Consider the following 24,455-nt stretch of genomic DNA (forward strand, 5'->3'; position numbering starts at 1 on the left):
AACCTTAAAATAAAAAATAAAAAAATGAAATTTAACATAGCCCTTTTAGCCGGAGACGGAATCGGACCAGAAGTAATTAATGAAGCTGTAAAAGTTTCTGATGCTATTGCAAAAAAATTCAATCACGAAATAACATGGACACCTGCATTGACAGGAGCTTGTGCAATTGATGCCGTTGGAGTTCCTTATCCTGACGAAACTCACGAAATCTGTATGAAAGCGGATGCGGTTTTGTTTGGAGCTATTGGACACCCAAAATACGACAATGATCCAAGCGCTCCAGTAAGACCAGAACAAGGATTATTGTTAATGCGTAAAAAATTAGGTTTATTTGCTAATGTACGTCCAACCTTTACTTTTCCTTCTTTAATTGATAATTCTCCTTTAAAAAGAGAAAGAATCGAAGGAACTGATTTAGTTTTCTTAAGAGAATTAACTGGCGGAATTTACTTTGGAGAAAAAGGAAGAAAAGATGGTGGAGAAACTGCTTTTGACAATTGTGTTTACACAAGAGCTGAAGTGCAGCGTTTGGCTAAAAAAGGTTTTGAACTAGCAATGACACGTAGCAAAAAATTATGCTGCGTTGACAAAGCAAACGTTTTGGAAACTTCACGTTTGTGGAGAGAGACGGTTCAGGCAATGGAAAAAGATTATCCTGAAGTTACAGTTTCTTACGAATTTGTTGATGCTGTTGCAATGCGTTTGGTGCAATGGCCAAACTCTTATGATGTATTGATAACAGAAAATTTATTTGGAGATATTTTAACTGATGAAGCTTCTGTAATTTCAGGTTCTATGGGATTAATGCCATCTGCTTCTGTTGGAGAGCACACTTCATTATACGAACCAATCCACGGATCATATCCACAAGCAACAGGATTGAATATTGCTAATCCGTTAGCGACTATTTTATCTGCAGCAATGATGTTCGAAGATGCTTTCGGATTAAAAGATGAGGCGGAAGCAATTAGAGCAGTTGTAAATAAATCTTTAGAACAGGGAATTGTTACCGAAGATTTAGCTCCAAAAGGATCAAAAGCCTACAAAACAAGCGAAGTTGGAGATTGGCTTATAGCTAACTTATAGGATTGTTTCAAGTTTTATTTGTTTCAAGTTTCATGTAGAGGCGCACAGCAGTGCGTCTTCAACTTGTGTTAGATGCACTGCTGTGCATCTCTACAGAAAATATTCTTAAAAAGGACAAACAAAGGCTTTAGGTTTTTCCAACTTGAAACCTGAAACAAAATAAACCTGAAACAAAATTATTTATCACAAAAAAAAGGGATCAACTTTCGTTGATCCCTTTTATATATTTAGAAAAAAATATTAATATCCTCCTCTGTTACCTCCACGGTCATTTCCACCACGGCTGTTTCCTCCACCATAACCACCGCGTGAATCACCACCACGACTGTTATTGTTGAAGCTTCTTCTTTCGCCTTCTGGTTTCGGTTCAGATTTATTAACTACAATTGCACGACCTTGAACAGTAGCTCCGTTCAATTCATCAATTGCTTTTTGAGCTTCAGCATCGTTTGGCATCTCAACAAAACCAAAACCTTTGCTTCTTCCTGTAAATTTATCAGTAATGATTTTAACTGAATCTACTGCTCCGTAAGCCTCGAAAGACTCTCTTAAATCTGCTTCCTCAATACTGAATGGAAGGCTTCCAACAAAAATGTTCATATGTACTTATTTATAATAATGTAGCAAATGTAATCTTATTTTTCTCTAATCTACTATATATTAGCTTATTTATGTTTTTATTTTGATTTTAAAAAACAGAATCCACTAAAACCAATTGATTACAAATAAAAAATTTACTTCGCTGGAGCAACTGCAATTGGGATTTTATAAAAAACGCCTTCAGTAAAAACAACTTTTGGGCTTTCAATATTACTTTCGTCCTTATTAGGAGCCGTGAATTTAAATGTTCCCGAAATCGTGTTTGTTTCTGTATTAAACTCAGTAACAACAATCTGACCAGTACCTTTATTTGCACCCGTACTGAAATCAGCTAATTGTCCTGGAAAAGTATTTGAAAAAGATGCAACTGTAAGATTATCAACCCCCAGAACGTACGTTTTTACCGCGGTAGAAGGAATTTTCAAAATCACTTTTTCATAGCCTAAAGTACCTTCGATAATCATATTTCCGGCGGTTCCCGTGTATGCATTATAACCAATTGCCCTCCAAAAAACATTATCTTTTAAAGTTTGGAAAGCCGGATTATTAAACTTAACATCCTCAGTACAAGATGAAAAAGCAAAAACAAGCAACAGAAAATACAAGGTTTTTTTCATGTAGAAAGAGTTTGATACAAAAGTACCTTATTTGATATAAACATTTAAAAATTACAACCTAAAACCGAAAAAAAAGTTAAAAAGCGATCTCAAATATATTTAATATTATTTGGAACACATAATTCATAAAAAAATTATATCTTTGCGCCCTTAATTAACAGAGGTCGAGTACCTCAAAATTTAATCATAAGATTATGTCAGTAAAAATTAGATTACAAAGACACGGTAAAAAAGGAAAACCTTTTTACTGGGTTGTAGCTGCAGATGCACGCTCAAAAAGAGATGGTAAATACTTAGAGAAAATCGGTACTTACAATCCAAACACTAACCCTGCAACTATCGACTTAAACCTTGATAGCGCTGTAAAATGGTTACACAATGGTGCACAACCAACTGATACTGCCAGAGCAATTCTTTCTTACAAAGGTGCTTTATTGAAACACCACCTTGATGGAGGTATTCGTAAAGGTGCTTTAACTCAAGAGCAAGCTGATGCTAAATTAGCTGCTTGGTTAGAAGCTAAAGCTGGAAAAGTTGATGCTAAAAAAGACGGTTTAACAAAAGCGCAAGCTGATGCTAAAGCTAAAGCTTTTAAAGCAGAACAAGAAGTTAACGCTAAACGTTTAGCTGCTGCAGCTCAAGCTGAAGCTGATGCTATCGCTGCTGCAACACCTGCAGTTGAAGAAGAAGAAGTTGCTGAAGTTGAAGCGGAAGCTGCTACTGAAGAAGCTCCTGCTGCTGAAGAAAATAACGAAACAACTGAAGCATAATTTTACTAAGCGAGAATGCGTAAAGAAGAATGTTTTTATTTAGGTAAAATCGCTAAAAAATTTAGTTTCAAAGGTGAAGTTCTGGCTTATTTAGACACGGACGAACCTGAGTTATACGAAAACCTGGAATCAGTGTTTGTTGAATGCAACAAACACTTGGTTCCTTTTTTTATTGAAAAAAGTTCTCTACACAAAAACGATTTTCTTAGAATTCGTTTTGAAGACATGAATACAGAAGAAGAAGCAGATGCCATTATGGGAAATGCAATTTATCTTCCGTTAAGTATGTTGCCAAAACTTTCAGGCAACAAATTTTATTTCCATGAGGTTATCGGTTTTGAAATCGAAGACCAGCGTTTAGGCGTTTTTGGAAAAATTGTCGCTGTCAATGACACCACTGCACAACCTCTTTTTGAAGTTTTAAATGGCGAAGTCGAAATGTTAATTCCGATGATCGATCATTTCCTTGTAAAAATTGATCGTGAAAACAAAAAAGTAATCATGAATCTGCCAGAAGGTTTGGTGGAGATGTACCTTTAAGAAGAAATTCCAAATTTTTTTAAATTCCAAATTCCAAAAAAAGGAATTCCAAATCTCAATAATAAAATTGAACTTCAATTTTGTAAATGACCTTTTTATTAAAAAAAAATTGAAAGAAAAATCTTATTTAAAAATAAATTCTTATTTTTGAACCCTACTTATTGAAAATTGGAAATTAAAAGAATTGGAAATTTTTATGATTAACAAACCATATGATTTAGAAGAGAGAACTTTTTTGTTTGCAAAAGATTGTCGTCTATACATTAAAACTTTAACTACAACAATATCCAATATTGAAGATGGCAAACAATTAGCCAGATCATCAGGTTCTGTTGGTGCGAATTACATTGAAGCAAATGAAAAACTCGGAGATAAAGATTTAATTTTTCGACTAAAAATATCCCGAAAAGAAGCTAAAGAATCTAAATATTGGCTACGACTATTACAAGAATTAAATCCTGAACAAAAAAACCATTCAGAATCTCTACTGTACGAAATCGAAGAATTAAGAAAAATTCTATCCGCAATAATCACCAAAACTTCGAAATAAAAATTAAGATTTTAATCTTACTTTTGCAACTCAAAATTACTCCGCTTTAAATTTGGGATTTGGAATTTCTTTATTGGAATTTTATTTTTCGAGTTGGAATTTGGAATTTAAAAAATTGGAATTTAATTTTTATGTTTACATTCAAACAATTCTCTATTCAACAAGACAAAACCGCTATGAAAGTCGGGACTGATGGCGTTTTACTTGGTGCCTGGGCTCCAGTAAGCCACAATCCTTTTAGTATTTTAGATGTTGGTGCCGGAACAGGAATTATTGCTTTGATGTTGGCTCAACGAAGTCATGCCGAACAAATTGATGCTCTTGAAATAGATGAAGAAGCATATGAACAGGCCGTAGAAAATTTCGAAAATTCACCTTGGGGAGATCGATTGTTTTGTTTCCATGCTGGTCTTGATGAATTTATTGAAGAACCGGAAGATGAGTACGATTTGATTGTTTCGAATCCGCCTTTTTATGCCGAAGATTATAAAACTGAAAGCGAACAGCGCGACTTAGCTCGTTTTCAGGATGCCATGCCTTTTGAAGAATTAGTGCAAGCTGCTGATTTATTACTTTCCGAAAATGGAATATTTGCTTTAATTATTCCTTTCAAAGAAGAAGAAAAATTTATCGCTCTTGCGAGAGAATCTGAATTGTATCCCCTAAAAATTACGCGCGTTAAAGGAACATCAAAATCTGAAATTAAGCGCAGTTTATTGGCTTTTAGCCGAAATGAAACGTCTGAAATCGAAATCGATGAATTAATTATCGAAATCGACAGACACGTTTATACTCCTGAATATATTGAATTGACAAAGGAATTTTATTTGAAGATGTAAAATTATCTTTGTCAAAATTTAAAACTTTGAAGATTACACGCGCAGTCAAACCTGCTCAAAAATATTCTTAAACTGATACAGTACTCTTTCTATTAATCTCAAATCTTCAGTCACAATCTCAGCACTTCCTTTCATTTCCTGCTGAAATATAATTTGCTTGTTGTACGAAGTCAATAAGCCATTTGGCAAGGCAACATCTAACAACAAATTTCCATCTTTATCCGGAATAAGGGAAATATTTTGAATTTTTCCTTTCAAAACACCAAACTCTCTGTCCGGAAAATTAGCCAGCCTGATGTTTACGGTTTGACCTACTTTTATTTTACCCGAGTTCAATGCCGGAGCTTTTACTTTTCCGATAAAACCATTTTTAGCATCGGGAATAATTGAAAATACATTATCACCTACATTAATCGTTTGGTTTTCTGTCCAAACCTGCAAAAAAGTAACCACACCGCTAACGGATGATTTTAAAGTGTAAGCCAATTCCCAATCTTTTATCACTTTTTTAAGCTGATAAAAAGACTGCGCCATGTTGCGACCTAGGTTAACTTCTTCTTTAGTCCCGCTTATCTGCGAATTCTGACTCAATTTTGTATTATCTATCAAAGAGGACTTCAACTCTGAAATCGACGATAACAGACTTCTATAATTCTTTTGTGCCTGCAAATAAGTTAGTTTTTTGGCTTCCATTTCCTGAGCTGAAATAATTCCTTTATTGAACAACGTTTCAAAACGGGCAATTTCATTTTTTTGAAGTTGTAATTCGCTTTCGTTTAATACTTTTTGCTGCTGCAGAATTTCCAATCGATCCTTGATCTGAATTTTTTCAGAATTTTGTGCTCTGTTTTCTACTTCAAATGGCTGTAGATTTTTATTTAATTCCTGCGCTTCATAATCTTTCTGAAAAACAGCGTAGGCACTTTCTATTTCGCCTAATTGTGTATTTTTTAAAACAGCAAATGGAAATGCTTTTCGACTATTATTAACATTATAATTATCGACTATGTTTTTCAGCAAAAAAACATCTTTGTAATTGGCTGTATTTTCAATAATAGCTAAGGTTGTATTTTTTGGCACTGCAGCTTTATCCTTTACTAAAATTGCTTCAATGCGTCCGGAGGATTTTGATACTATTTTCTCCGGAGGAATATTAGTTGTGATTACAATTTCGGTGTTGACAACATCAGGATATTTGATGAACCACGACACGAAAAACAGCATAAAAATGATGGCAAATATCAAAACAGTTCCCCATCGGATCATCCAATGTGGGACTTTGGTAAGAATGTCCTGAACTTCTTCGCTTCGTAATTCGAATGTATCTTCAACCATGATTTAATTTCCTAATTGCAATTGATTCTTAACCAGTTCGAAATAATTTCCTTTTTGTTCCACTAAAGCAGAATGATTTCCGATTTCGATAATTTTTCCTTTATCCAAAACCACAATCTGATCCGCGTTCATAACAGTACTTAGTCGGTGCGCTATCACGACCACCGTTTTATTTTTGAAAAAAGTATCGAGTTTTTGCATTATTTCTTTCTCATTATTTGCATCTAATGCCGATGTTGCTTCATCAAAAAACAATATTTCAGGGTTTTTATACACCGCCCTCGCTATCAATAAACGCTGTTTTTGTCCGGTGCTCATTCCCATTCCTTCTGCACCAACTTTAGTGTTGTAACCAAGAGGCAGTTCACTAATGTATTCTTTTATATTAGCAACATCTGCAGCGTAGACCAAACGTTGTTTATCTATTTTATCAACACCAATTGCAATATTATTGGCAATGGTATCACTAAAAATAAAACCTTCCTGCATCACAGCGCCAACTGTAGATCGCCATGCTTTTTGTGCAATATTTTTAAGTTGAGCATTTCCTATTGTTATTTCGCCTTTTTCGGGTTCATAAAATTTTAGCAGTAATTTCATCAAGGTTGTTTTTCCGCTGCCGCTGACACCAACTATTGCCGTCACTTTATTGGCCGGAATAATCAGATTCATATTATCTAAAACAGGAATATCTGATCCTAAATAACGATATGAGAGGTTTTTTATCACAATATCAGAATCGTATGGAACTTCATTTGTCTGATGAACTTCTTGTTGTGTTTCATCTTCTTTTTCGTGAATTTCAGACAATCTCGCCAATGATATTTTGGCATCCTGCAATTCTCTTACAAATTCGATTAGCTGTGTTATTGGGCCGTTTAAACTCCCCACAATTGAACTGATAGCCAACATCATTCCAAGTGAAATCGACCCTTCAATTACCAATTTTGCTGAAAGAAATATTATAAAAATGTTCTTTAATTCATTAATAAAAGAGGAACCTACAGTTTGAGTTTGTTCTAGAATCAGTCCTTTTATTGAAACCCTGAAAAGTCTCGCCTGTACATACTCCCAACCCCAACGTTTTTGTTTTTCGGCATTATGAAGCTTGATTTCCTGCATGCCATTAATTAGCTCTATAACTTTACTTTGTTCCTGCGAAACCTCAGCAAAACGTTTATAATCGAGAACTTCTCTTCGTTTTAAAAACAGAGTAATCCATCCAAAATAAAGAACGCTTCCGATGAAAAAAACGAGAAATATCTTCAAATTAAAATAAGCCAGAACGCCTCCCAAAACAAACATATTGATGACAGAGAACAATACATTTAAAGACGATGTGGTCAGAATTTTTTCTATACGACGATGGTCGTTAATACGCTGCATAATATCTCCGGTCATGCGGACATCAAAAAATGAAATGGGGAGATTCATCAGTTTTATAAAAAAATCTGAGATAAGCGAAATATTTATCCGGGTAGAAAGGTGAAGCAATATCCAGCTTCTGATAAGCTCTAGTCCCATCCTGCCCACAAAGACGAACAATTGTGCAAAAAGTATTAAATAAACAAAATGAAGGTTTTGATTCTGTATCCCGACATCAACAATACTCTGGGTCAAAAAAGGCGAAATCAGCATCAATAAACTACTGGCAAACAAACCAACACTTAATTGGGTCAAAAATGATTTATAACGCAGCACATATTGCGATAACAATTTAAATCCTAAACCTTTATTCTCCTCTTTATCAAATTCAGACTGAAAGAATTTTGGTGTTGGCTCGAGCAATAATGCAATTCCTTCTTTAGTTAAATTATCAGCGTTATTTCCAATCCAAAACTTGATGAAATCTTCTTTATTATATTCAATCAATCCAAAACCAGGATCTGAAATATAATAATTATTTTTTTTTATTTTATAAAGTACAACGTAATGATTTTTATTCCAATGCAAAACACATGGCAAAGGAGCTTCTTCTAATCGTTCTACATTTAATTTTACCCCTAAACTCCTGAAACCCATTTTTTCTGCAGCATCGCTTAAAAAAAGCAAATTACTTCCTTCACGAGTTGTTTCGCTGATATCCCGCAACTCCTGAATGTTGACTGTTTTGCCATAATGTTTTGCTATAATTTTCAAACATGTTGGCCCACAGTCTTTAAAATCTGCTTGTTTGTAATGGGTAAATTTTTTCAATTTATTTTTGGTTTATTCAGCAGCAATTTAACATTATATTTTTTGATATAATATTAAAAAAAAACAGAGAAGAAACAAATCTTCTCTGTTAAGTATTTAAAAACGTTATTATTAGTAAAACAATTTCTGTAGGATATGGCACTGGTTAACTCTAACCAAGTAAAACTAACACAGTGACCAATTTTCCTAAGAATCCCGACACCAATCATCAATGTTGGGATATTTGCTCAATGTTCCACGATCGAGCGCCTACAAATTAAAAAAAACATGACTAAATTCTAATAAAGGCTATTTTGTTTTACTATAAAAGTTAAAAATTAGCAGCAAAGGCGACTTGAATCACATACACCCGATGTTTTATCTATTGGGCAAGGTTCACCAAATGGCATTAAAACACAACCTGCCTCTAAAGCATAAATCCAACATTCAGGAATTACACCCTTAATTGTCTTCTGTTCAGTTTTGCTAATATGCTGAGCATTTTTAAGATTTAAAATTTCTTTTAACATATTGATTTTGTTTTAATTGCTAAATCACTTTCTATTGACTTGAAATTCTCTTTTTAGAAAATTTTTAATTTATCATGCTATATAGTTCCAACGGAAAATATGGCGTACAATCTTCATACGTTATCAATGTCTCATTCCAGGTATCACATCGTGATGATCTTTCTTTTACATTACTGGCAATAATCTTTTTTTGTTCATTTGCCGTTAATTCCTGAGTTCCCTCAAGGTTTAAAATATTCTTTAGCATAAGGTTAATTTTTGGGGATAATCGTTCTAAAGCCTTTGAAATTGTGTCGGTATATTGCTATAATTAATTTTTAATGTTATGCTATTTTTTCAAGAACTTCAATTTCTTCTACATAATCGTTTAAAAAATATCTCAACTCATTGAGTTCATATTCATTCGGAAACAATTTATCATTTACAATTTTAACCGGTGTATAATTAAAGTTATTTTTAGAACACCATTCGTATTGCTTTTGTATTTCCTGATTTATCATCATGCTAACCGGCTCTCCGTGCCATTTTTTCAACCATTTTTTGAGTCCAATTTTCTTAATATGCCAATCTGAAATAGCTTCCACTATTTTTCCGGGAGTTGATCTATTAATTGCCAAGAGCCTCTCAACCACAATCTTGTATGGATTATCTGTATTTTCAGGATTGATATTGAATAAAACTTTCAAATATATTCTGTCCGGAAATTTCAAAACTAAATCAAACGCTTCCTGAAATGTATTATGGCAATGTTCGCAACTCGGACTTATAATTACAGATAGTTTTACAGCTCCATTTCTATTACCAAAATTCAAACCTCTCAAATCATCAAATCCTTTTGTGTTAGGTACTTTTTTAGATAAGAAGTTTAATAGTGAATAATTTCTTTTGAATTTTTTTAATTCTTTGAGAGAATTTTCATTATTCAGAATATTTTTCAACATTGGCTTCATTGCAAGCCAGATAGGAACCAAAATGATCAGTGAAAATAAAAATGGAAAAATACTTTCAAAAGCAAAAGTTAATGTAAAGAGATCTGATATAAACCAAATAACGCTTTGTGTAAAAATTAAAAGCGAAACCATTAAACACATAACGCACCATTTCTGAATTTCAAATTTTTGAATCCAAATTGAAGACACTATAACAGGGATAGTCAATAAACTTAAAAACCCAACGAAAATTGCAGAATCTAAAGGTTGTACCAAAATTGCAATCGTGCTTGCTCCGAAAAAGAACAATGGTAAATCTGAAAAATTTAATAACTTATTCTGATTTTTACCAGTAGAATTAATAACCGAATTACATGATGAATTTGGACTTAGATCGCAAAATTTTGAAATTATGTTATTTTTAAAGCCCAATTTTTCCTGCACGATAAAAATGCTAACTATAAAACCTAAAATAGATGTCGTTAAAAAAACAAGACTAAATACGTTATAGGTGTTGTAAAAAAAAGATAGCCCCACTAAAAGCAATAAAGGCAAAATATACTTTAACCAGCTGTATTCAACTTTTAAGTTTTCTCTCGCTATTATATTGTTTGGTTCGATTGCTACAATTACTCCGCTCCAGTCTAAAAGGAATTTTTCATAAGCCATTTTAAAGACTCCTTTTTTAGAACTCGTAACACGAACACCATTTTTAGCTTTTTCTACCAATATAAGTTCGTCTTGAAAATACGCTAAAAAATTTGACGGCAAATCTACGATCTGTTCCTTCGGAACTCTTATTGCTGCATTTTCTATAGACATTAAATCTAACGAATCTGTTATTGCAAATAAACTTGGATAATTGGGATGAGAAAGAAACAGATCCTTAAACTCATTTTTTATCTCTGAGTATCTATTAATTTGAAGAAATTTTTGGACAAGTTGTAACATCTTTCTGTACCGTTTAAATCATAATTACAGTACAAATATTGTTGATTTTTTCATAAAATATAGACTAGCCTTACACATTTTATCAATTATACTACATACAATTTATAAATTATAGCAACCATATAAACCGAATTAATCATTTGATTTTAAGATATTTACATTGAAATAATTTTAATAAAAAACCTCAAAACCGCAATATCGATTAAGCGTTTTCCTTTTTGTCTAGTTTTGAGGTAGTAATAATTAAATACCTAAGAACATGGCAAATAAGAAATTAAGATTCGAAGATTTTGAAGAAGAAAAATTATCTAAAAATCAACAAAAAACCGTTAGAGGTGGTGATGATCCAGTTGTTCTTCCTCCAATCGATGGCGATCCTGGAAAAGGTGGAACTAGTGGAGGACATGGCGTTACTCAACCATAAGGTAATGAAAAATTAAAAGGCCGATGATTTAGAAGAATAAAATCATCAAAAAGCTATCAGAAAAAGCACCTAGTAGAGATCTCTCTTTGTGAATCTGATCTTAAAAACAAGGAAAAACCTTAAAATATTTAAATACTATTCGCAAACTGAGCCGGAGAAACTCCGGTTCTTTTGCGAAATGACTTTGCAAAAGAAACCGCATTTTTAAATCCTACACTTTCTGCAATTGCCTGCGTAGAATATTTGCGATACATATGATTGGTTATCATCTCATTGATAACGTAATTAATTTTTAGTTCGTTCGAATATTCACCAAAAGATTTACCAAATCGTTTATTGACTACATAGGATAAATAAGTCGTATTTGTTTTTATTTTTTTTGCCACATATGGCAACGTAAAATCGGCATTCAAAAATTCCTGTTTACTCTCGAGCGCCAATAGTTTTTCGACTATTTTATTCTCTTTAGCTTCATCAATACTTAAATTGATATTTTCTTTTTTCAACAGAACCTCCTCAGGCTCCGGAACCAGTTCAGGCAGTTCCGGTTCGGTTTCGATTTGATTTCTCTTTTCAATGTTTGCCTTAAACTCTTCAATTAAAGCATTCATCTTTTTATGTGCATTATTTTTGTCTCTAATATTTTTGATTAACAAAAAGACTATCCCCACAAACAACAGCATGTAAAAAACTTTCAGAAATCTATCCCAAAAAACATCGTTTTGGTATTTTTTCTCAATGGTAATCATCTCAGCAGTCAAATCACCAACCCCTTGTTTATAATTTACTTCTAATGCTTCTTCGCTCAATTTTTCTTCAAACTTCTCATAATTATCCAAATAGATTTTTGAATGTTTATAAGCTAATTCAGGTTTTTTAAGGATGTTATAAATTTTGGCCTGATAGTAATTCGACTTTACAAAATCTATTTTATTGATTTGTGTTATCGCCGCAATTGAATCGCATTTTTTAAAGAACACTAAAGCTTTTTCATACTTTTTGGTGAAGTAATAAATGTCCCCTAAATTATAGTTTGCAACGCATAAAATATCTTTCTGATTGTTTTGTTGTGAAAGGAAGACTACATCATAATACGTTTTTTCAGCATTTTTATAGTCCTTCTTCCAATTATACACATTTCCCAAACTTAATTTCGCGGTAATCTTATTATCCGTGAAAGTTTGAGAATAATTGATCGATTTCTTGTAAAAATATTCTGCCGAATCTAAAAGATGCCTCTTATTTGGATTCTTCACGAAGTAACTTTCATAGGCACTTCCTAAATTCAAATTGATATTACTTTTATAATTCAATAATTGATCTTTAGTATAAACGCCCTCATTTTGTTCGACAAAATTATTCAGGTATTTTAAGTTTTTAATAGCCAATTGGTAATTTCCAACTCCCTCATTAACTAAAGCTATATTAGCTTTAAATTTAACGATCTGTTTGATATCATTTATTGCTGTAGAAAGCTTTAATCCTATTTGGTAGGTTTCAAGAGCTTCACTTAAATTACCTTTGTGCCACTCTGTCAATCCTTTATAATTATACAAGTAAGACTTTAATTGCGTCTTATCTCGTGAATCGGTCATTTTTTCTAAATAACTAAGCGCCTCACTATATTTCTTTTTAGAATCATTAGTACTGCCTTTTATTTGATACAAATAAGACATTACACCATTTGCGAATGCTAAATGTTTATAGTTATTCGATTTAGCCATTTCTTTGGCATATACGAACGAACTATCGACATTTACATTAAGATTTAGTCGAATTTTGTCCTGTAATAATAAATACTCCTGTTCTGTTAGCTCAACTTTATGCTGAGCGAAGGTATTATTCAGAACAAAAAGCAGTAAAAAAGAGATGATTAGCCTCATTTAATTTGATTTTGGAGTATCAAAAATAACTTATAAATTATCAATAAACTCATTATATATCGTAATGTTGTCTTGACGATGCAAAAATATAACAATTTACCTTTGTTTTGTTATATTTTTATTGCGTAAATTTGTTTTAGTTAAACTATCAAAAATGAAACCAGATTTATTTCAAGCCCCAGATTATTACAACCTTGACGATTTATTGACAGACGAACACAAGCTAGTTCGCGAATCAGCACGTGCATGGGTAAAAAGAGAAGTTTCTCCTATTATAGAAGAGTATGCTCAAAAAGCAGAATTCCCAAAACAAATTATAAAAGGACTTGGAGAAATTGGCGGCTTTGGACCATATATTCCAGTAGAATATGGTGGTGCTGGTTTAGACCAGATTTCATATGGTTTAATCATGCAGGAAATTGAGCGCGGAGATTCGGGTGTACGATCTACTTCATCAGTTCAGTCTTCATTGGTAATGTACCCAATTTGGAAGTATGGAAACGAAGAACAAAGAATGAAATATCTCCCAAAATTAGCAACTGGAGAATTTATGGGTTGTTTTGGACTGACTGAACCTGATCACGGTTCTGATCCTGCAAGCATGATTACCAACTTTAAAGACATGGGAGATCATTATCTTTTAAACGGTGCCAAAATGTGGATTTCGAATGCTCCTTTTGCTGATATTGCAGTGGTTTGGGCTAAAAATGAAGAAGGCAGAATTCATGGTTTAATCGTTGAACGAGGAATGGAAGGTTTTACAACTCCTGAAACTCATAATAAATGGTCGCTTCGTGCATCATCGACCGGTGAATTGATTTTTGATAATGTTAAAGTACCAAAGGAAAATCTTTTACCAAATAAATCCGGATTAGGAGCCCCGCTTGGCTGCTTAGATTCTGCACGATACGGAATCGCCTGGGGAGCAATAGGAGCCGCAATGGACTGTTACGATACAGCTTTGCGCTACGCGAAAGAAAGAATTCAGTTTGGGAAACCAATTGGAGGAACACAGTTACAACAAAAAAAATTAGCCGAAATGATTACTGAAATTACCAAAGCCCAATTATTAACCTGGCGTTTAGGTGTTTTAAGAAACGAAGGAAAAGCTACAACAGCACAAATTTCGATGGCAAAACGTAATAATGTCGATATGGCTATTCATATTGCACGCGAAGCCCGACAAATGTTAGGCGGAATGGGAATCACAGGTGAATACTCCATCATGCGACATATGATGAATCTTGAAAGTGTAATTACTTATGAAGGAACGCACGACATTCATTTGTTGATTACCGGAATGGATGTAACCGGAATTGCAGCATTTAAATAGCTGACAACTATTAAAATATATACAAAATCAATATAAAAAGCTTCTCTTAACAAGAAGCTTTTTATCTTTGCAAAAATTTTACAAATGAATATTGAAACTATAAACAATAGCATTCAACCTCAAAAGGAGCAACTTTTACAACATTCTTTATACAACAAAATCCAGAGCATTGATGATTTGCATAGTTTCTTAGAGAGTCACGTTTATGCAGTTTGGGATTTTATGTCACTACTAAAAGCTTTACAAGCCAAACTAACTTGCACTACAACGCCTTGGTTTGCTACTAAAAACCCTGAAACAAGATATTTAATCAACGAAATTGTTCTTGCTGAAGAAACAGATTTAACTATCGACGGAAGAAGACAAAGTCATTATGAAATGTATCTTGAAGCAATGGAAGATTGTGGCGCTGATACAAGCGGAATCAATAATTTTTTAGCTGAAGTGCATTCGCTTCACAATATTTTTGTTGCAATCAAACAAAGTTCATTACACCCCAATATTAAAGCATTTTTAGATTTTACTTTCCGCGTTATCGAAGAAGGAAAACCACATCAAATTGCCGCTGCATTCACTTTTGGAAGAGAAGATTTGATTCCGAGTATGTTTACCCAAATCCTTAAAAACTTTCAGAAGAATTTACCTGAAACTGATTTGAGCAAATTACTCTATTATTTTGAAAGACATATCGAACTTGATGCCGACGAACATGGACCAATGGCGATGCAGATGATCCATGATTTATGTGAAGATGATGCTCAAAAATGGAAAGAGGTGGAAGAAATTTCGATATTGGCGTTAGAAAAACGCATCGGACTTTGGAATGCCATCGAAGAAGAAATTCTGCTGAAAACAGAAATGGCATAAAAACCAAAACAAAATATTTAACGTAACTATTTGTTTCGAATGATGTATAAGCTAATTTTTAGAAATTATGAAACCACAATTCAAGCAAATAGTTACGATTATACTGGCTATTTTTCTTTTAAGCTGCAATAGTGACGAAACTCCTTCGCCAATTGTTGTTTCTCCTCCACATGTAATTCCTCCTGTAAACCAGGTTCCAGTTAAGCCAATTTCAAGCACTGTAACTTATTTAGCTTTAGGCGATAGTTATACGATTGGTCAAAGTGTTTGTGAAACTTGTCGCTTTCCGGAACAATTAAAGTCAAATTTAAAAGCAGTTTTTCCACAAAGCGCGTTTTCGTTAAAAATAATTGCAACAACCGGATGGACCACTACCAATTTAATTTCGGCAATAAATACTCAAAAACCAGAATCAAATTATGATTTGGTTACCCTTTTAATTGGCGTAAACAATCAATATCAGGGAAGAGATTTTTCAATTTATGAAAAAGAATTTCCTGAACTAGTTGCTAAAGCAATAACTTTAGCGAAAGGTGATAAAAAAAACGTCATTGTTCTTTCTATTCCTGATTATGCCTACACACCCTTTGGAAAAACGACTATGAATCAGGAGACAATCTCCAACGAAATAAACAAATACAATTCATTTGCCGAGAACTATTGTACGATGAATAATGTCGCCTTTGTTTCAATTACAGATATTACCAGACAAGGTTTGAATAACCCAGGTTTAGTAACAACAGATGGCTTACATCCTTCTGAGTTGGCCTATAAAATGTTTGTAGAACGTATGCTTTCTAAAGTTAAGATGGTTTTGCAGGATTAGATTTTTTAGTTTTCCATATAAATCCGTCAAGCAAATAATGTGTAAACTGTGGTACACTTAGCAAGGGTACTATTAAAAATTGCCAGGTTGAAAAATCAAAAGTCAACATTGATATATTTTCTTTCCAGACCATGATTTCCCATAAAAATTCTTCTGTAAAGGAAATTCCCAACAAAATTAAAACATAAATAAGTATCGCGTTATAGCTTTTCAAATAACCAAAAATACCTGATTTTACATTTGTTTTACTTTCGACTTCTTTGAAATAAATCAAGGCGATATACGGAATACCATGTGAAATGACATTTAATAACGTAAAAATAAGATCATCATTAAAATAAACAATACCAAAATACCAAGAAAGGGCTGTCCCTAAAATAATTGCATTTTTGGGAATGTTTACAAATTTATTTTTGACGCTTTTGTTGATAGTATAAATTATATAAACAAGAATAATCGCAACATAACTCCATTTTGAAAGTTGCAGTAAAAAGTCATTTTGAAAGCGAAAAAACTCATTCTCAACAAACCAATTAAATTTTCTGTCGGAAGACAAAAACCAATACAGCATCGGATAACCGGTTGAAGAATAGATTACAAGATTATCCAAAACAACAGATAGTTTTGTTTTCTCTTCGTTTCTGCTGTACAAACGCATGAAACCATATTGCTGCCTTATAAAATGAAAAACGGCAACGTATGCTAGAAAAGACCAAAAGACTAAACTTCCAAAAGAAAAAAGAATGATTCCGATTGCGAAACAAATTGTCGGTAATAACAGCAATCTTTTCTTATTTTTTCTAAACTCATCGGCTACGAAATAGGTTTTAAATAATGTCGCATAAACGTGTGCTACGTCAATAAAAACAATAAGAAACAACCAAGTATAAAATGAATATTTACTTTCAATTTTGGTTATGTAATCCTGAAATAGAAAGATAATGGCCAATACAAAAAATGAAGGCCCGATAATAAAAAACGCATCCGTTTTGGCTTTATGAATCCAGGGTTGTTTCATCTAAAATTTGGTTTACGACGTTAATTCCGTGATGAAAGCCTTCTTCAAAAATTGAAATTCCCGACAAATCGGTATGAGCAAAATATATCATATTCTTAATACTTCTTGAAGCCTCTTTTTTTGTTTCGCCAAAAATAAATCCGGGTGACGGGCTAATCATTCCATGGCCTAATAAAAAAACCTCCATTTGCTCCGTACAATCCTCAATGTCCGGATGTGCGATTTTTAGATCGTCAAAAACGAACTGTTTCCAATATTCTTTATCCTTTTTGTACAATTCTTTTCGTGATTTTTTTAAATCTGAAGAAGAAAAACTGTAGTAGTACGTAATTACTTTTTTATTCTGAATTTGTTCTAAAGACTGATGCTGATCATAAACATAACCCAATCCTTTAGCACCATAAATAACATTGTCCCATGAAAGTGGAAAACTAAAATTATCCGATAAATTTGTCACCGTTAAAGTCGCCAGAAGCCAGGGAGTATAATGAAATTCTTTTGTGAATTCTTTTCGATCCTGAATTAAATATTGATTTACAAATTGAGGTGTCGCCATAATTACCTTGTCTGCGATTATTTCCAGCGATACTTTTTTGACATCATCAAATGCCGTGGCAATGACTTTATTGGCTTCAATCTTCACTTCATAAACCAAATGATTTTTCAGTGTTTTATTATTGGTATACTTTTTTAAGTGAGATGCCAATCTTGCATTTCCTTCAGGCCAGGTCAAAACGCTTTCTTTTTTATCAGAAGTTGCATCTTGTTTTCGTCCGGCAAAATAATGAATTCCAGCCCAGGCAGAAACATAATTAATTCCCAGTCCAAAGTCATCTTTACAACAGTAATCAATATAATCGAACAATGGTTTGGTTTTAAAATTATTGGTTTCAAACCATTCCTTCATTGTAATTTTATCTAAACTTATATTTGCAGTATCTCTTGATGAAAGGTAAAGCGGAATATCAAATAAATATTTTCCATCAGCTCCCTTTCCTTCTCTAAAAGAATCCATCAATTTAAAGAATCGCTGAAATTCGAAATCTTCTTCTTTAGAATTTCCTTCTTTGGGGACCACACCATCCTGCCAGTTATTTTTATAAAACAAACGTTCGTCAGGAGCAAATGACAATTGTAATTCATCAAAAATGGGGAAACCTTTCTGATCATATCCTAAAATGATTTTTTCTTCTTCTAAAAACTGTAATAATTCTTTATCATGAAAATTTGGCAAAGGCAAATAATGTGCTCCTAACGGAAATTTAGAATGCTCATTTTCTCCGTTTGAAGAATTTCCGCCTAAATGTCCTTCTAATTCAATTACCAGAAAATCAGAAATTCCTTTTTTATGAAATTGTCTGGCAGCACTCAGACCCGAAATCCCGCCACCAATTATAAGATAGGGAACATAAATTTGTTTACTTGGTTTTGGAAAATCTTTAATCCAAAGACGATGTCCCAAAAGATGATTTGTTCCAGACAAACGAATCAGTAAATGAACTATTTTATCTGAGCAAAACTGTAAAAAAGGGATTAACAACAAAGAAGCCGTAATTCCTTTTACAAAATTCCGCCGTGATTTACTGTAATTTTCCCCATTCTTCATCAAAATAGCGTACTAAAATTTGGTTGTCCAATCGATTGATTTCAATTTCATTTGAGATCATATCGTTGGTAAAATAATTAAATCGATCGAACTGATAATTGTAGAATTTTAATCCGGGAGCTTTTCTATTAACCTGATTAAAAGTAGTTCCAAATCCGTTAATTGCAATAGTATACCCCCATTCTCCAAACGAAGGAACGTAGGCGTGATACGCATCCACCTGAGAAAAAACCCGCATTACTGTTTTATTAATACACCAAAATGATTTTGGCGCAAAATAAGGTGATGTTGTCTGAATTACGACTGCTGCGTCAGGCTGTAAAATGTTTTTTACCGTTTGATAAAAATTAAGTGAATACAATTTTCCTAAGCTATAATTTGATGGATCGGGAAAATCTATAATCGCCACATCAAACTTTTCCTTAAAGCTTTTTGCCCAAATATAAGCATCGGTATTTATGACGGTCACTTTTGAATTATTTAGGGAACCTTTATTAAAATCAGTTAAAACTTTATTGGTCTTGAATAATTTTGTCATTCCCTGATCTAAATCAACCAAAGTAATTTTCTGAACGTCTTTGTATTTAAGAATTTCGCGCACTGCCAGACCATCTCCCCCTCCAAGCACTAAAACATTTTTGACACTTTTAGCAATCGACATTACCGGATGAACTAATGCTTCGTGATAGCGATATTCATCGGCTGAACTGAATTGTAAATTGTTGTTTAAATATAGTCTGTAATCGCTCTTATTATGAGTTAAAACAATACGCTGATAAGGAGTTGAGTTTGTATAAATGATATTTTCTCCATAAAGCTTTCCTTCGGAATACGCTAAAATCATATCCGAAAAGATAAATACGCCTAATAAAATTGCGAATGAAAAAACAGCTTTTACTTTTAAGAAATAGCTATTTTTAAGCTCTCTCTTTAAAAGAAAACATAAGGCAATTGCGATACTAACGTTGATCATTCCGAAGAACAATGAGGTTCCCATAATCCCCAACTTCGGAACTAAAATTAAAGGAAAAAGTATCGATGCCAGCAACGCTCCAATATAATCGAAGGTAAATACATTGGAAACTAAATCTTTAAATTCGACTTTGTCTTTTAAGATATTCATCAACAATGGAATTTCTAATCCCACTAAAAATCCTGTTACGAAAACCAACAGGTATAAGATGAACTGAAAGTATTCGACACTTTCAAACAATAAAAATAAAACTACTGAACTTAATCCTCCAATTAGACCAACTAAAATTTCGATTTCGACGAAAGTATTTAGTAGATTTTTATTGAAAAACTTAGAGAAAAAAGAGCCGATACCCATTGAAAACAGGTAAACTCCAATAATAAACGAAAACTGCTTTACTGAATCTCCTAATAAATAACTGGCCAAAGTACCCGCAACAAGTTCGTAGACAAGTCCGCAGGTCGCGATAACAAATACTGCAAATAGAAGTAAAAATTCAAATCGGAGAAACTTTTTACCCATGAATCGCGGCACTAATAATCATTGAGATCCCAATGATAAACGCTGCAAGAACAATTGCAACTGCTATATTGTTTTTTTGAACCACTTCTTTCCACGTATTTTCGGGAGTGATTTTTTCGATAATAAAATAAGCCACTATTAAGATTATAATTCCTAAAAACGAATAAATGATCGAATTAGCGATTGGCTGAGTGTGTATTAAATCCATATTTTAAAATTATTATTTGTGATAAAAACGATTTATGGAACTATGACTTCCTGATGAACTATATTTTTCTGTTGATTCGCAATCACAAATTCGGTTTCCTGAATACGCAAAATACAAATATGCTGCAAAGCAAAATAAGCCTATTACGGTTGCAGCTACATTATTCTTTATAAAATCGAAAATTTCTTTCATCTTCTTTTATTCGCTATAGGGAGAATAGGAGCTGTCTGACCATCTCTTTTTCTCAAAATTGATTTTTAAAAAACGGATCAATAGGAAAACAGCAATCATAAAAATGACAACGAGCCAAACATTTCGGGTTGAGGGTTCATTCCATAATACTTTTACCGTCATTATATTATTATTAATATCTTCCGGCGCCTTTACCGGTGTAATTAAAAGGTGATATTTTCCTGCCTTTACACCACAGATATTAAACTTTTCATTTGAACTTCCTTCTGTCCAGCTTTCTCCGTCTTCGTAACCGTGATAAAATTCGATATCTTTATTGGCATGAATTTCTTCATTATTTTTCTCATCTACCAAAGCCACATCGACATTTGCCCATGAATTATTTACATCGGTTGACACGTGAATTGTAATTGGTGCCGAACCTCCGCTCAAAACAAATGAATCACCTATGATATCTTTATCATTGAAATCAGTAAACGTAAATGATCTATCAAATACCGTTTGCTGTGTCTGATCTTTATAAATGTACCAGTTTGAAACTATAATCAATAAAGCAAAAATGCAAAATATTATCGCTGTGTTTTGCAGGTCAAAATAAAAGGGCTGGGTTATATTTACTCCCGTTTGATACGGTAAATTGGCATCAGGAAATCCTTTTTTAATTTCGTTTTTAGCGATGTATTCACCAAGAAAAGCAGTTTCTGCCTGATCTATTTTTTCAACCGAAATCATTAAAGGAGGCTGAATATATTCAACCATATGAATTTTATAATTTGGCAATGAAAAATCAAAATATCCCTGAGCATTTTCAATTCTCGCATCACAATACTCATAAAGGTCAAAATTGGTATTGTTGTATTCCAATTTTTTGGGATGTTTACTGACCTCAAATTTTTCTTCCATTTCTGTTAAAAGAATCCAATTTCCATCTGATTCCGAAAGGTAAACAAAATCACCTGTTGCGCTGTTTAAAATATATTCTGTCCAATAATAACCGCCGCTGACTTTTTTGACTATTGCACCTGTAACTGTATATTCAACTCCTTTTAGAACTCCTTCTTCTCCAATCTTGAAGGCAAAATCATTTACTTCAGGTGTATATTTCGTTTTTAATCGAAGCTGTCCTTCACTATCAGACACGTATAAACTGTGACATGAGGGGCAAACAAAGTTTTTAACTTCAAAACCAACTTCTAATTCAGTAACAGTATTACAATTATAGCAGGGAACTTTCATATACTATCGATTAATTTCAAAATCTTTTATAATTGTTCCTTCAAAATAAGCAATATAGCCGGCCACAATATCTCGTACTTTTTGAGAATTATCCTGCTGATAATTGCACAGATAAACATCTAAAGTCAGTTGATTGTATTCAGGCCATGTGTGTATACAAATATGGGATTCTTTAAGGCAAAAAGAAATTGTAAAACTATCATTGTCAAAATCATGAACAATAACACCTACTTTTTCAAGTTGATAAGCCTCTAAAATTGAATTGGTAATTGCAACAAAACCTTTACTATCCGTTAGCCTTTGAGGGTGATCGACATGTAGCGTAATTAGTTTATGCAACCCCGGAGAGTAAGCAGGTAAATCCATTAAAATTATTTATATACGTTTCAAATATATAATATTTTTGGATATTTTTAACAAGAAACAATATCCCCCAAACGAAATCTTATACCGTGTATGGGTTTGGAAAAATATTTCTATTTTTACCAAAAGTTGTTTACTCATAACCTAATCAGTTAACAATTAAAACAATGCAAGTTTCACCGCCAAAAGAATTATTATCTTACATAAAACATTATCTTTTTTTAGATAATGAAGAAACGGCGATCCAAAAACTTCGCTTATTTTCTGACGGCAATACCGGGCTTGTATTTTCTTTAAAAAGCAAACTTATTTCAGGAATCAGTAATTACAAAGTAAAAAATTATCTGCCAGCTTCCTTTTTATACGGGCAGCTCGACGGCTTTAAAGACATTTATTCGAATAATGAAATTGCTTTAATAATCGTTGTTTTTCAACCGAACGGAATACATCAGTTATTAGGAATTTCTGCGAATGAATTTCAGGATTCCATTATTTCAATTGATGATATATTTGGTTCAGAAGGTTTGATTCTTCAGGAAAATTTAGCCGAAAAGCATAATAATCACACCCGACTTGAATTTTTAAATGATTTCTTCAGAAATTTAATCTGCCAGAACAAATCATCAAACCAATTTATAATCAATAGTTCTTTAGATTTTATAATGGTAAAAAAAGGCGTTTTCTCTTTAGAACAATTAGTAAAACATAGTGGCTATACGGAAAGACATCTGGAAAGAAAATTCAAAGAATCAATTGGCTTAAATCCGAAGAAATTTGGCAATATCATAAGGCTGCATCATTTTTTAAAATTGTTAAAAGACAAACCTAACCATACGAATCTTACTTCAATTTGTTATGATGCAGGATTTTCAGATCAATCTCATTTGATAAAAGAATTCAGGAAACACACCGGAATATCTCCCAAAGAATATTCTTCCACCAGCGGAAAATTAACCAGCAATCTTATCAAAACGACTCCAGCTGTTTCTCTTTAAAATGTCGGTTTTATACAATTTATAAGATTTTCCAAATACTACTTTTAATTCTAAAATAATAAGCAGTAATATGAAAAATCTAAAAATTGCAACAGCTCAGTTCGAAAATAAAAGCGGCGACAAAAAATACAATTTAGGTGTAATAGAAACGCTTTCGCAGAAGGCCGCCAATGACGGCTGCGATATAATTTCGTTTCACGAATGTTCTATCACCGGATATACTTTTGCCAGAAATTTATCGAAAGAACAAATGCTGGATTTGGCCGAAATTATACCCATTGGAGAAAGCATCTTAAAACTTACTGAAATTGCTCAAAACCAAAATATTATAATCTTAGCAGGGCTTTTTGAAAAGGATGAAAATGACAATTTATTCAAAGCTTATGTCTGTGTTGATAAAAATGGTCTAGTCGCCAAATACAGAAAACTTCATCCGTTTATAAATCCGTATTTAACACCTGGAGATTGCTATTGCATTTTTGAAATCAAAGGCTGGAAATGCGGCATTTTAATTTGCTATGACAATAATATTATCGAAAATGTCCGTGCCACAAAACTTTTAGGCGCAGACATTATTTTCATGCCACACGTGACGATGTGTACCCCTTCTACACGTCCTGGCGCCGGATTTGTGGATTCGCAGCTATGGGAAAACCGCGAAGCTGACCCAACTTCTTTACGTTTGGAATTCAACGGAATGAAAGGGCGTGACTGGTTAATGAAATGGCTTCCTGCAAGATCTTATGACAATGCGATTTATACGATTTTTTCAAACCCAATTGGTATGGATGACGATCAGCTTAAAAATGGCTGTTCGATGATTATTGATCCTTTTGGAGATATTATTGCTGAATGTCATTCTTTTGACGATTCATTTGCAACGGCAATTATAACGCCTAAAAAATGCCGTAAGGCTGGAGGAAATCGCTATATACAAGCCCGAAGACCAGAATTATACCGGGACATTATTGGGCAGGAACACGAATCGAAACAAAATGTAATTTGGCTAAACTCTGACGAAATAAATTAAGAAAAAACTTATTATTTGTGTTTTGTGCTTTCGTTATTCCTTATAATATCGAGGATA

At 33.1% G+C, this 24,455-nt stretch carries 25 protein-coding genes; 11 read left to right on the top strand and 14 right to left on the bottom strand.

Going from position 1 to position 24,455, the window contains the following annotated elements:
- Positions 1-24 precede the first annotated feature (24 nt).
- On the top strand, positions 25-1,086 hold the full coding sequence (leuB, locus tag J2X17_RS01570) for a 3-isopropylmalate dehydrogenase (protein WP_310294035.1): 1,062 nt from the start codon (positions 25-27) through the stop codon (positions 1,084-1,086).
- Positions 1,087-1,326: 240 nt separating this feature from the next.
- Here leuB and J2X17_RS01575 read toward each other — a convergent pair whose 3' ends face one another.
- Both J2X17_RS01575 and J2X17_RS01580 read right to left on the bottom strand, forming a co-directional pair.
- Entirely contained in the window at positions 1,327-1,686 is a 360-nt protein-coding gene (locus tag J2X17_RS01575) for an RNA recognition motif domain-containing protein (protein WP_026982652.1), read from the bottom strand.
- A 134-nt stretch (positions 1,687-1,820) separates the two neighbouring features.
- Complete coding sequence (locus tag J2X17_RS01580) at positions 1,821-2,303, bottom strand: DUF6252 domain-containing protein (RefSeq protein ID WP_310294036.1); 483 nt, start codon at positions 2,301-2,303, stop codon at positions 1,821-1,823.
- A 194-nt stretch (positions 2,304-2,497) separates the two neighbouring features.
- Here J2X17_RS01580 and J2X17_RS01585 point away from each other — a divergent pair, with 194 nt between their 5' ends.
- The 4 genes from J2X17_RS01585 to J2X17_RS01600 all read left to right on the top strand — a co-directional run bounded on the left by J2X17_RS01585 (position 2,498) and on the right by J2X17_RS01600 (position 5,002).
- Positions 2,498-3,073, top strand: coding sequence for a 30S ribosomal protein S16 (locus tag J2X17_RS01585; protein ID WP_310294037.1), 576 nt, complete (start codon positions 2,498-2,500; stop codon positions 3,071-3,073).
- Positions 3,074-3,088: 15 nt separating this feature from the next.
- A complete protein-coding gene (gene rimM, locus J2X17_RS01590) occupies positions 3,089-3,613 on the top strand; it encodes a ribosome maturation factor RimM (RefSeq protein WP_310294040.1) in 525 nt (174 codons plus the stop codon).
- A gap of 196 nt (positions 3,614-3,809) precedes the next feature.
- A complete protein-coding gene (locus J2X17_RS01595; protein ID WP_310294042.1) occupies positions 3,810-4,163 on the top strand; it encodes a four helix bundle protein in 354 nt (117 codons plus the stop codon).
- Positions 4,164-4,294: 131 nt separating this feature from the next.
- Positions 4,295-5,002: a tRNA1(Val) (adenine(37)-N6)-methyltransferase gene (locus tag J2X17_RS01600; RefSeq protein WP_310294044.1), complete on the top strand. Its 708-nt coding sequence runs from the start codon at positions 4,295-4,297 to the stop codon at positions 5,000-5,002.
- A gap of 45 nt (positions 5,003-5,047) precedes the next feature.
- On the opposite strand, the gene J2X17_RS01605 is transcribed toward J2X17_RS01600, so the two are convergent.
- The 5 genes from J2X17_RS01605 to J2X17_RS01625 all read right to left on the bottom strand — a co-directional run bounded on the left by J2X17_RS01605 (position 5,048) and on the right by J2X17_RS01625 (position 10,793).
- Complete coding sequence (locus tag J2X17_RS01605) at positions 5,048-6,337, bottom strand: HlyD family secretion protein (protein WP_310294046.1); 1,290 nt, start codon at positions 6,335-6,337, stop codon at positions 5,048-5,050.
- A gap of 3 nt (positions 6,338-6,340) precedes the next feature.
- Positions 6,341-8,533, bottom strand: a complete 2,193-nt coding sequence (locus tag J2X17_RS01610; RefSeq protein WP_310294048.1) for a peptidase domain-containing ABC transporter — start codon at positions 8,531-8,533, stop codon at positions 6,341-6,343.
- 317 nt (positions 8,534-8,850) lie between these two features.
- Positions 8,851-9,042 (bottom strand): hypothetical protein, encoded by a 192-nt coding sequence (locus J2X17_RS01615; RefSeq protein WP_310294050.1) that lies wholly within the window; start codon positions 9,040-9,042, stop codon positions 8,851-8,853.
- A gap of 64 nt (positions 9,043-9,106) precedes the next feature.
- The gene (locus J2X17_RS01620; RefSeq protein ID WP_310294052.1) at positions 9,107-9,289 is read right to left on the bottom strand and encodes a hypothetical protein; all 183 of its coding nucleotides are present in this window, start codon (positions 9,287-9,289) and stop codon (positions 9,107-9,109) included.
- Between the two features lie 76 nt (positions 9,290-9,365).
- Positions 9,366-10,793 carry a vitamin K epoxide reductase family protein gene (locus J2X17_RS01625; protein ID WP_310294054.1) on the bottom strand — a complete coding sequence of 476 codons (1,428 nt, stop codon included), beginning with the start codon at positions 10,791-10,793 and terminating at the stop codon, positions 9,366-9,368.
- Between the two features lie 388 nt (positions 10,794-11,181).
- On the opposite strand from J2X17_RS01625, the gene J2X17_RS01630 reads away from it, so the two are divergent.
- Positions 11,182-11,346 (top strand): rSAM-modified peptide, encoded by a 165-nt coding sequence (locus tag J2X17_RS01630; protein WP_310294056.1) that lies wholly within the window; start codon positions 11,182-11,184, stop codon positions 11,344-11,346.
- 128 nt (positions 11,347-11,474) lie between these two features.
- Here the strand turns inward: J2X17_RS01630 and J2X17_RS01635 are convergent, their stop codons facing one another.
- Positions 11,475-13,229 carry a helix-turn-helix domain-containing protein gene (locus tag J2X17_RS01635; protein WP_310294058.1) on the bottom strand — a complete coding sequence of 585 codons (1,755 nt, stop codon included), beginning with the start codon at positions 13,227-13,229 and terminating at the stop codon, positions 11,475-11,477.
- Positions 13,230-13,383: 154 nt separating this feature from the next.
- Here J2X17_RS01635 and J2X17_RS01640 point away from each other — a divergent pair, with 154 nt between their 5' ends.
- From J2X17_RS01640 to J2X17_RS01650, 3 genes are all read left to right on the top strand, one after another.
- Positions 13,384-14,562: an acyl-CoA dehydrogenase family protein gene (locus J2X17_RS01640; protein WP_310294059.1), complete on the top strand. Its 1,179-nt coding sequence runs from the start codon at positions 13,384-13,386 to the stop codon at positions 14,560-14,562.
- An 84-nt stretch (positions 14,563-14,646) separates the two neighbouring features.
- Positions 14,647-15,429: a DUF3050 domain-containing protein gene (locus tag J2X17_RS01645; protein WP_310294061.1), complete on the top strand. Its 783-nt coding sequence runs from the start codon at positions 14,647-14,649 to the stop codon at positions 15,427-15,429.
- 67 nt (positions 15,430-15,496) lie between these two features.
- Entirely contained in the window at positions 15,497-16,255 is a 759-nt protein-coding gene (locus J2X17_RS01650; protein WP_310294063.1) for an SGNH/GDSL hydrolase family protein, read from the top strand.
- On the opposite strand, the gene J2X17_RS01655 is transcribed toward J2X17_RS01650, so the two are convergent.
- From J2X17_RS01655 to J2X17_RS01680, 6 genes are all read right to left on the bottom strand, one after another.
- On the bottom strand, positions 16,233-17,273 hold the full coding sequence (locus J2X17_RS01655; protein WP_310294065.1) for a hypothetical protein: 1,041 nt from the start codon (positions 17,271-17,273) through the stop codon (positions 16,233-16,235). The two genes, J2X17_RS01650 and J2X17_RS01655, sit on opposite strands and share 23 nt — an antisense overlap.
- The gene (locus J2X17_RS01660) at positions 17,251-18,879 is read right to left on the bottom strand and encodes an NAD(P)/FAD-dependent oxidoreductase (RefSeq protein ID WP_310294066.1); all 1,629 of its coding nucleotides are present in this window, start codon (positions 18,877-18,879) and stop codon (positions 17,251-17,253) included. Before J2X17_RS01660 ends, J2X17_RS01655 begins: the two co-directional genes overlap by 23 nt.
- The gene (locus J2X17_RS01665) at positions 18,854-20,374 is read right to left on the bottom strand and encodes a polyamine aminopropyltransferase (protein ID WP_310294068.1); all 1,521 of its coding nucleotides are present in this window, start codon (positions 20,372-20,374) and stop codon (positions 18,854-18,856) included. The genes J2X17_RS01660 and J2X17_RS01665 overlap by 26 nt, the downstream gene beginning before the upstream one ends.
- Entirely contained in the window at positions 20,367-20,582 is a 216-nt protein-coding gene (locus J2X17_RS01670; protein WP_310294070.1) for a DUF350 domain-containing protein, read from the bottom strand. The genes J2X17_RS01665 and J2X17_RS01670 overlap by 8 nt, the downstream gene beginning before the upstream one ends.
- Before the next feature lie 198 nt (positions 20,583-20,780).
- Complete coding sequence (locus J2X17_RS01675) at positions 20,781-22,010, bottom strand: DUF4178 domain-containing protein (protein WP_310294073.1); 1,230 nt, start codon at positions 22,008-22,010, stop codon at positions 20,781-20,783.
- A 3-nt stretch (positions 22,011-22,013) separates the two neighbouring features.
- Entirely contained in the window at positions 22,014-22,376 is a 363-nt protein-coding gene (locus J2X17_RS01680; RefSeq protein ID WP_310294075.1) for an S-adenosylmethionine decarboxylase family protein, read from the bottom strand.
- A 164-nt stretch (positions 22,377-22,540) separates the two neighbouring features.
- Between J2X17_RS01680 and J2X17_RS01685 the strand changes: the two genes are divergently transcribed.
- Together J2X17_RS01685 and J2X17_RS01690 are read left to right on the top strand one after the other, a co-directional pair.
- Positions 22,541-23,368: a helix-turn-helix transcriptional regulator gene (locus tag J2X17_RS01685; protein ID WP_310294077.1), complete on the top strand. Its 828-nt coding sequence runs from the start codon at positions 22,541-22,543 to the stop codon at positions 23,366-23,368.
- 70 nt (positions 23,369-23,438) lie between these two features.
- The gene (locus tag J2X17_RS01690) at positions 23,439-24,398 is read left to right on the top strand and encodes a nitrilase family protein (protein ID WP_310294079.1); all 960 of its coding nucleotides are present in this window, start codon (positions 23,439-23,441) and stop codon (positions 24,396-24,398) included.
- Positions 24,399-24,455: the final 57 nt, after the last annotated feature.

The sequence above is a fragment of the Flavobacterium aquidurense genome, from assembly GCF_031458035.1.
GTDB lineage: Bacteria > Bacteroidota > Bacteroidia > Flavobacteriales > Flavobacteriaceae > Flavobacterium > Flavobacterium aquidurense_C.

Coding starts and splice junctions, on each gene's coding strand:
- leuB (WP_310294035.1), top strand. CDS start 25: ATGAAATTTAACATAGCCCTTTTAGCCGGAGACGGAATCGGACCAGAA.
- J2X17_RS01575 (WP_026982652.1), bottom strand. CDS start 1,686: ATGAACATTTTTGTTGGAAGCCTTCCATTCAGTATTGAGGAAGCAGAT.
- J2X17_RS01580 (WP_310294036.1), bottom strand. CDS start 2,303: ATGAAAAAAACCTTGTATTTTCTGTTGCTTGTTTTTGCTTTTTCATCT.
- J2X17_RS01585 (WP_310294037.1), top strand. CDS start 2,498: ATGTCAGTAAAAATTAGATTACAAAGACACGGTAAAAAAGGAAAACCT.
- rimM (WP_310294040.1), top strand. CDS start 3,089: ATGCGTAAAGAAGAATGTTTTTATTTAGGTAAAATCGCTAAAAAATTT.
- J2X17_RS01595 (WP_310294042.1), top strand. CDS start 3,810: ATGATTAACAAACCATATGATTTAGAAGAGAGAACTTTTTTGTTTGCA.
- J2X17_RS01600 (WP_310294044.1), top strand. CDS start 4,295: ATGTTTACATTCAAACAATTCTCTATTCAACAAGACAAAACCGCTATG.
- J2X17_RS01605 (WP_310294046.1), bottom strand. CDS start 6,337: ATGGTTGAAGATACATTCGAATTACGAAGCGAAGAAGTTCAGGACATT.
- J2X17_RS01615 (WP_310294050.1), bottom strand. CDS start 9,042: ATGTTAAAAGAAATTTTAAATCTTAAAAATGCTCAGCATATTAGCAAA.
- J2X17_RS01620 (WP_310294052.1), bottom strand. CDS start 9,289: ATGCTAAAGAATATTTTAAACCTTGAGGGAACTCAGGAATTAACGGCA.
- J2X17_RS01625 (WP_310294054.1), bottom strand. CDS start 10,793: ATGTCTATAGAAAATGCAGCAATAAGAGTTCCGAAGGAACAGATCGTA.
- J2X17_RS01630 (WP_310294056.1), top strand. CDS start 11,182: ATGGCAAATAAGAAATTAAGATTCGAAGATTTTGAAGAAGAAAAATTA.
- J2X17_RS01635 (WP_310294058.1), bottom strand. CDS start 13,229: ATGAGGCTAATCATCTCTTTTTTACTGCTTTTTGTTCTGAATAATACC.
- J2X17_RS01640 (WP_310294059.1), top strand. CDS start 13,384: ATGAAACCAGATTTATTTCAAGCCCCAGATTATTACAACCTTGACGAT.
- J2X17_RS01645 (WP_310294061.1), top strand. CDS start 14,647: ATGAATATTGAAACTATAAACAATAGCATTCAACCTCAAAAGGAGCAA.
- J2X17_RS01650 (WP_310294063.1), top strand. CDS start 15,497: ATGAAACCACAATTCAAGCAAATAGTTACGATTATACTGGCTATTTTT.
- J2X17_RS01655 (WP_310294065.1), bottom strand. CDS start 17,273: ATGAAACAACCCTGGATTCATAAAGCCAAAACGGATGCGTTTTTTATT.
- J2X17_RS01660 (WP_310294066.1), bottom strand. CDS start 18,879: ATGAAGAATGGGGAAAATTACAGTAAATCACGGCGGAATTTTGTAAAA.
- J2X17_RS01665 (WP_310294068.1), bottom strand. CDS start 20,374: ATGGGTAAAAAGTTTCTCCGATTTGAATTTTTACTTCTATTTGCAGTA.
- J2X17_RS01670 (WP_310294070.1), bottom strand. CDS start 20,582: ATGGATTTAATACACACTCAGCCAATCGCTAATTCGATCATTTATTCG.
- J2X17_RS01675 (WP_310294073.1), bottom strand. CDS start 22,010: ATGAAAGTTCCCTGCTATAATTGTAATACTGTTACTGAATTAGAAGTT.
- J2X17_RS01680 (WP_310294075.1), bottom strand. CDS start 22,376: ATGGATTTACCTGCTTACTCTCCGGGGTTGCATAAACTAATTACGCTA.
- J2X17_RS01685 (WP_310294077.1), top strand. CDS start 22,541: ATGCAAGTTTCACCGCCAAAAGAATTATTATCTTACATAAAACATTAT.
- J2X17_RS01690 (WP_310294079.1), top strand. CDS start 23,439: ATGAAAAATCTAAAAATTGCAACAGCTCAGTTCGAAAATAAAAGCGGC.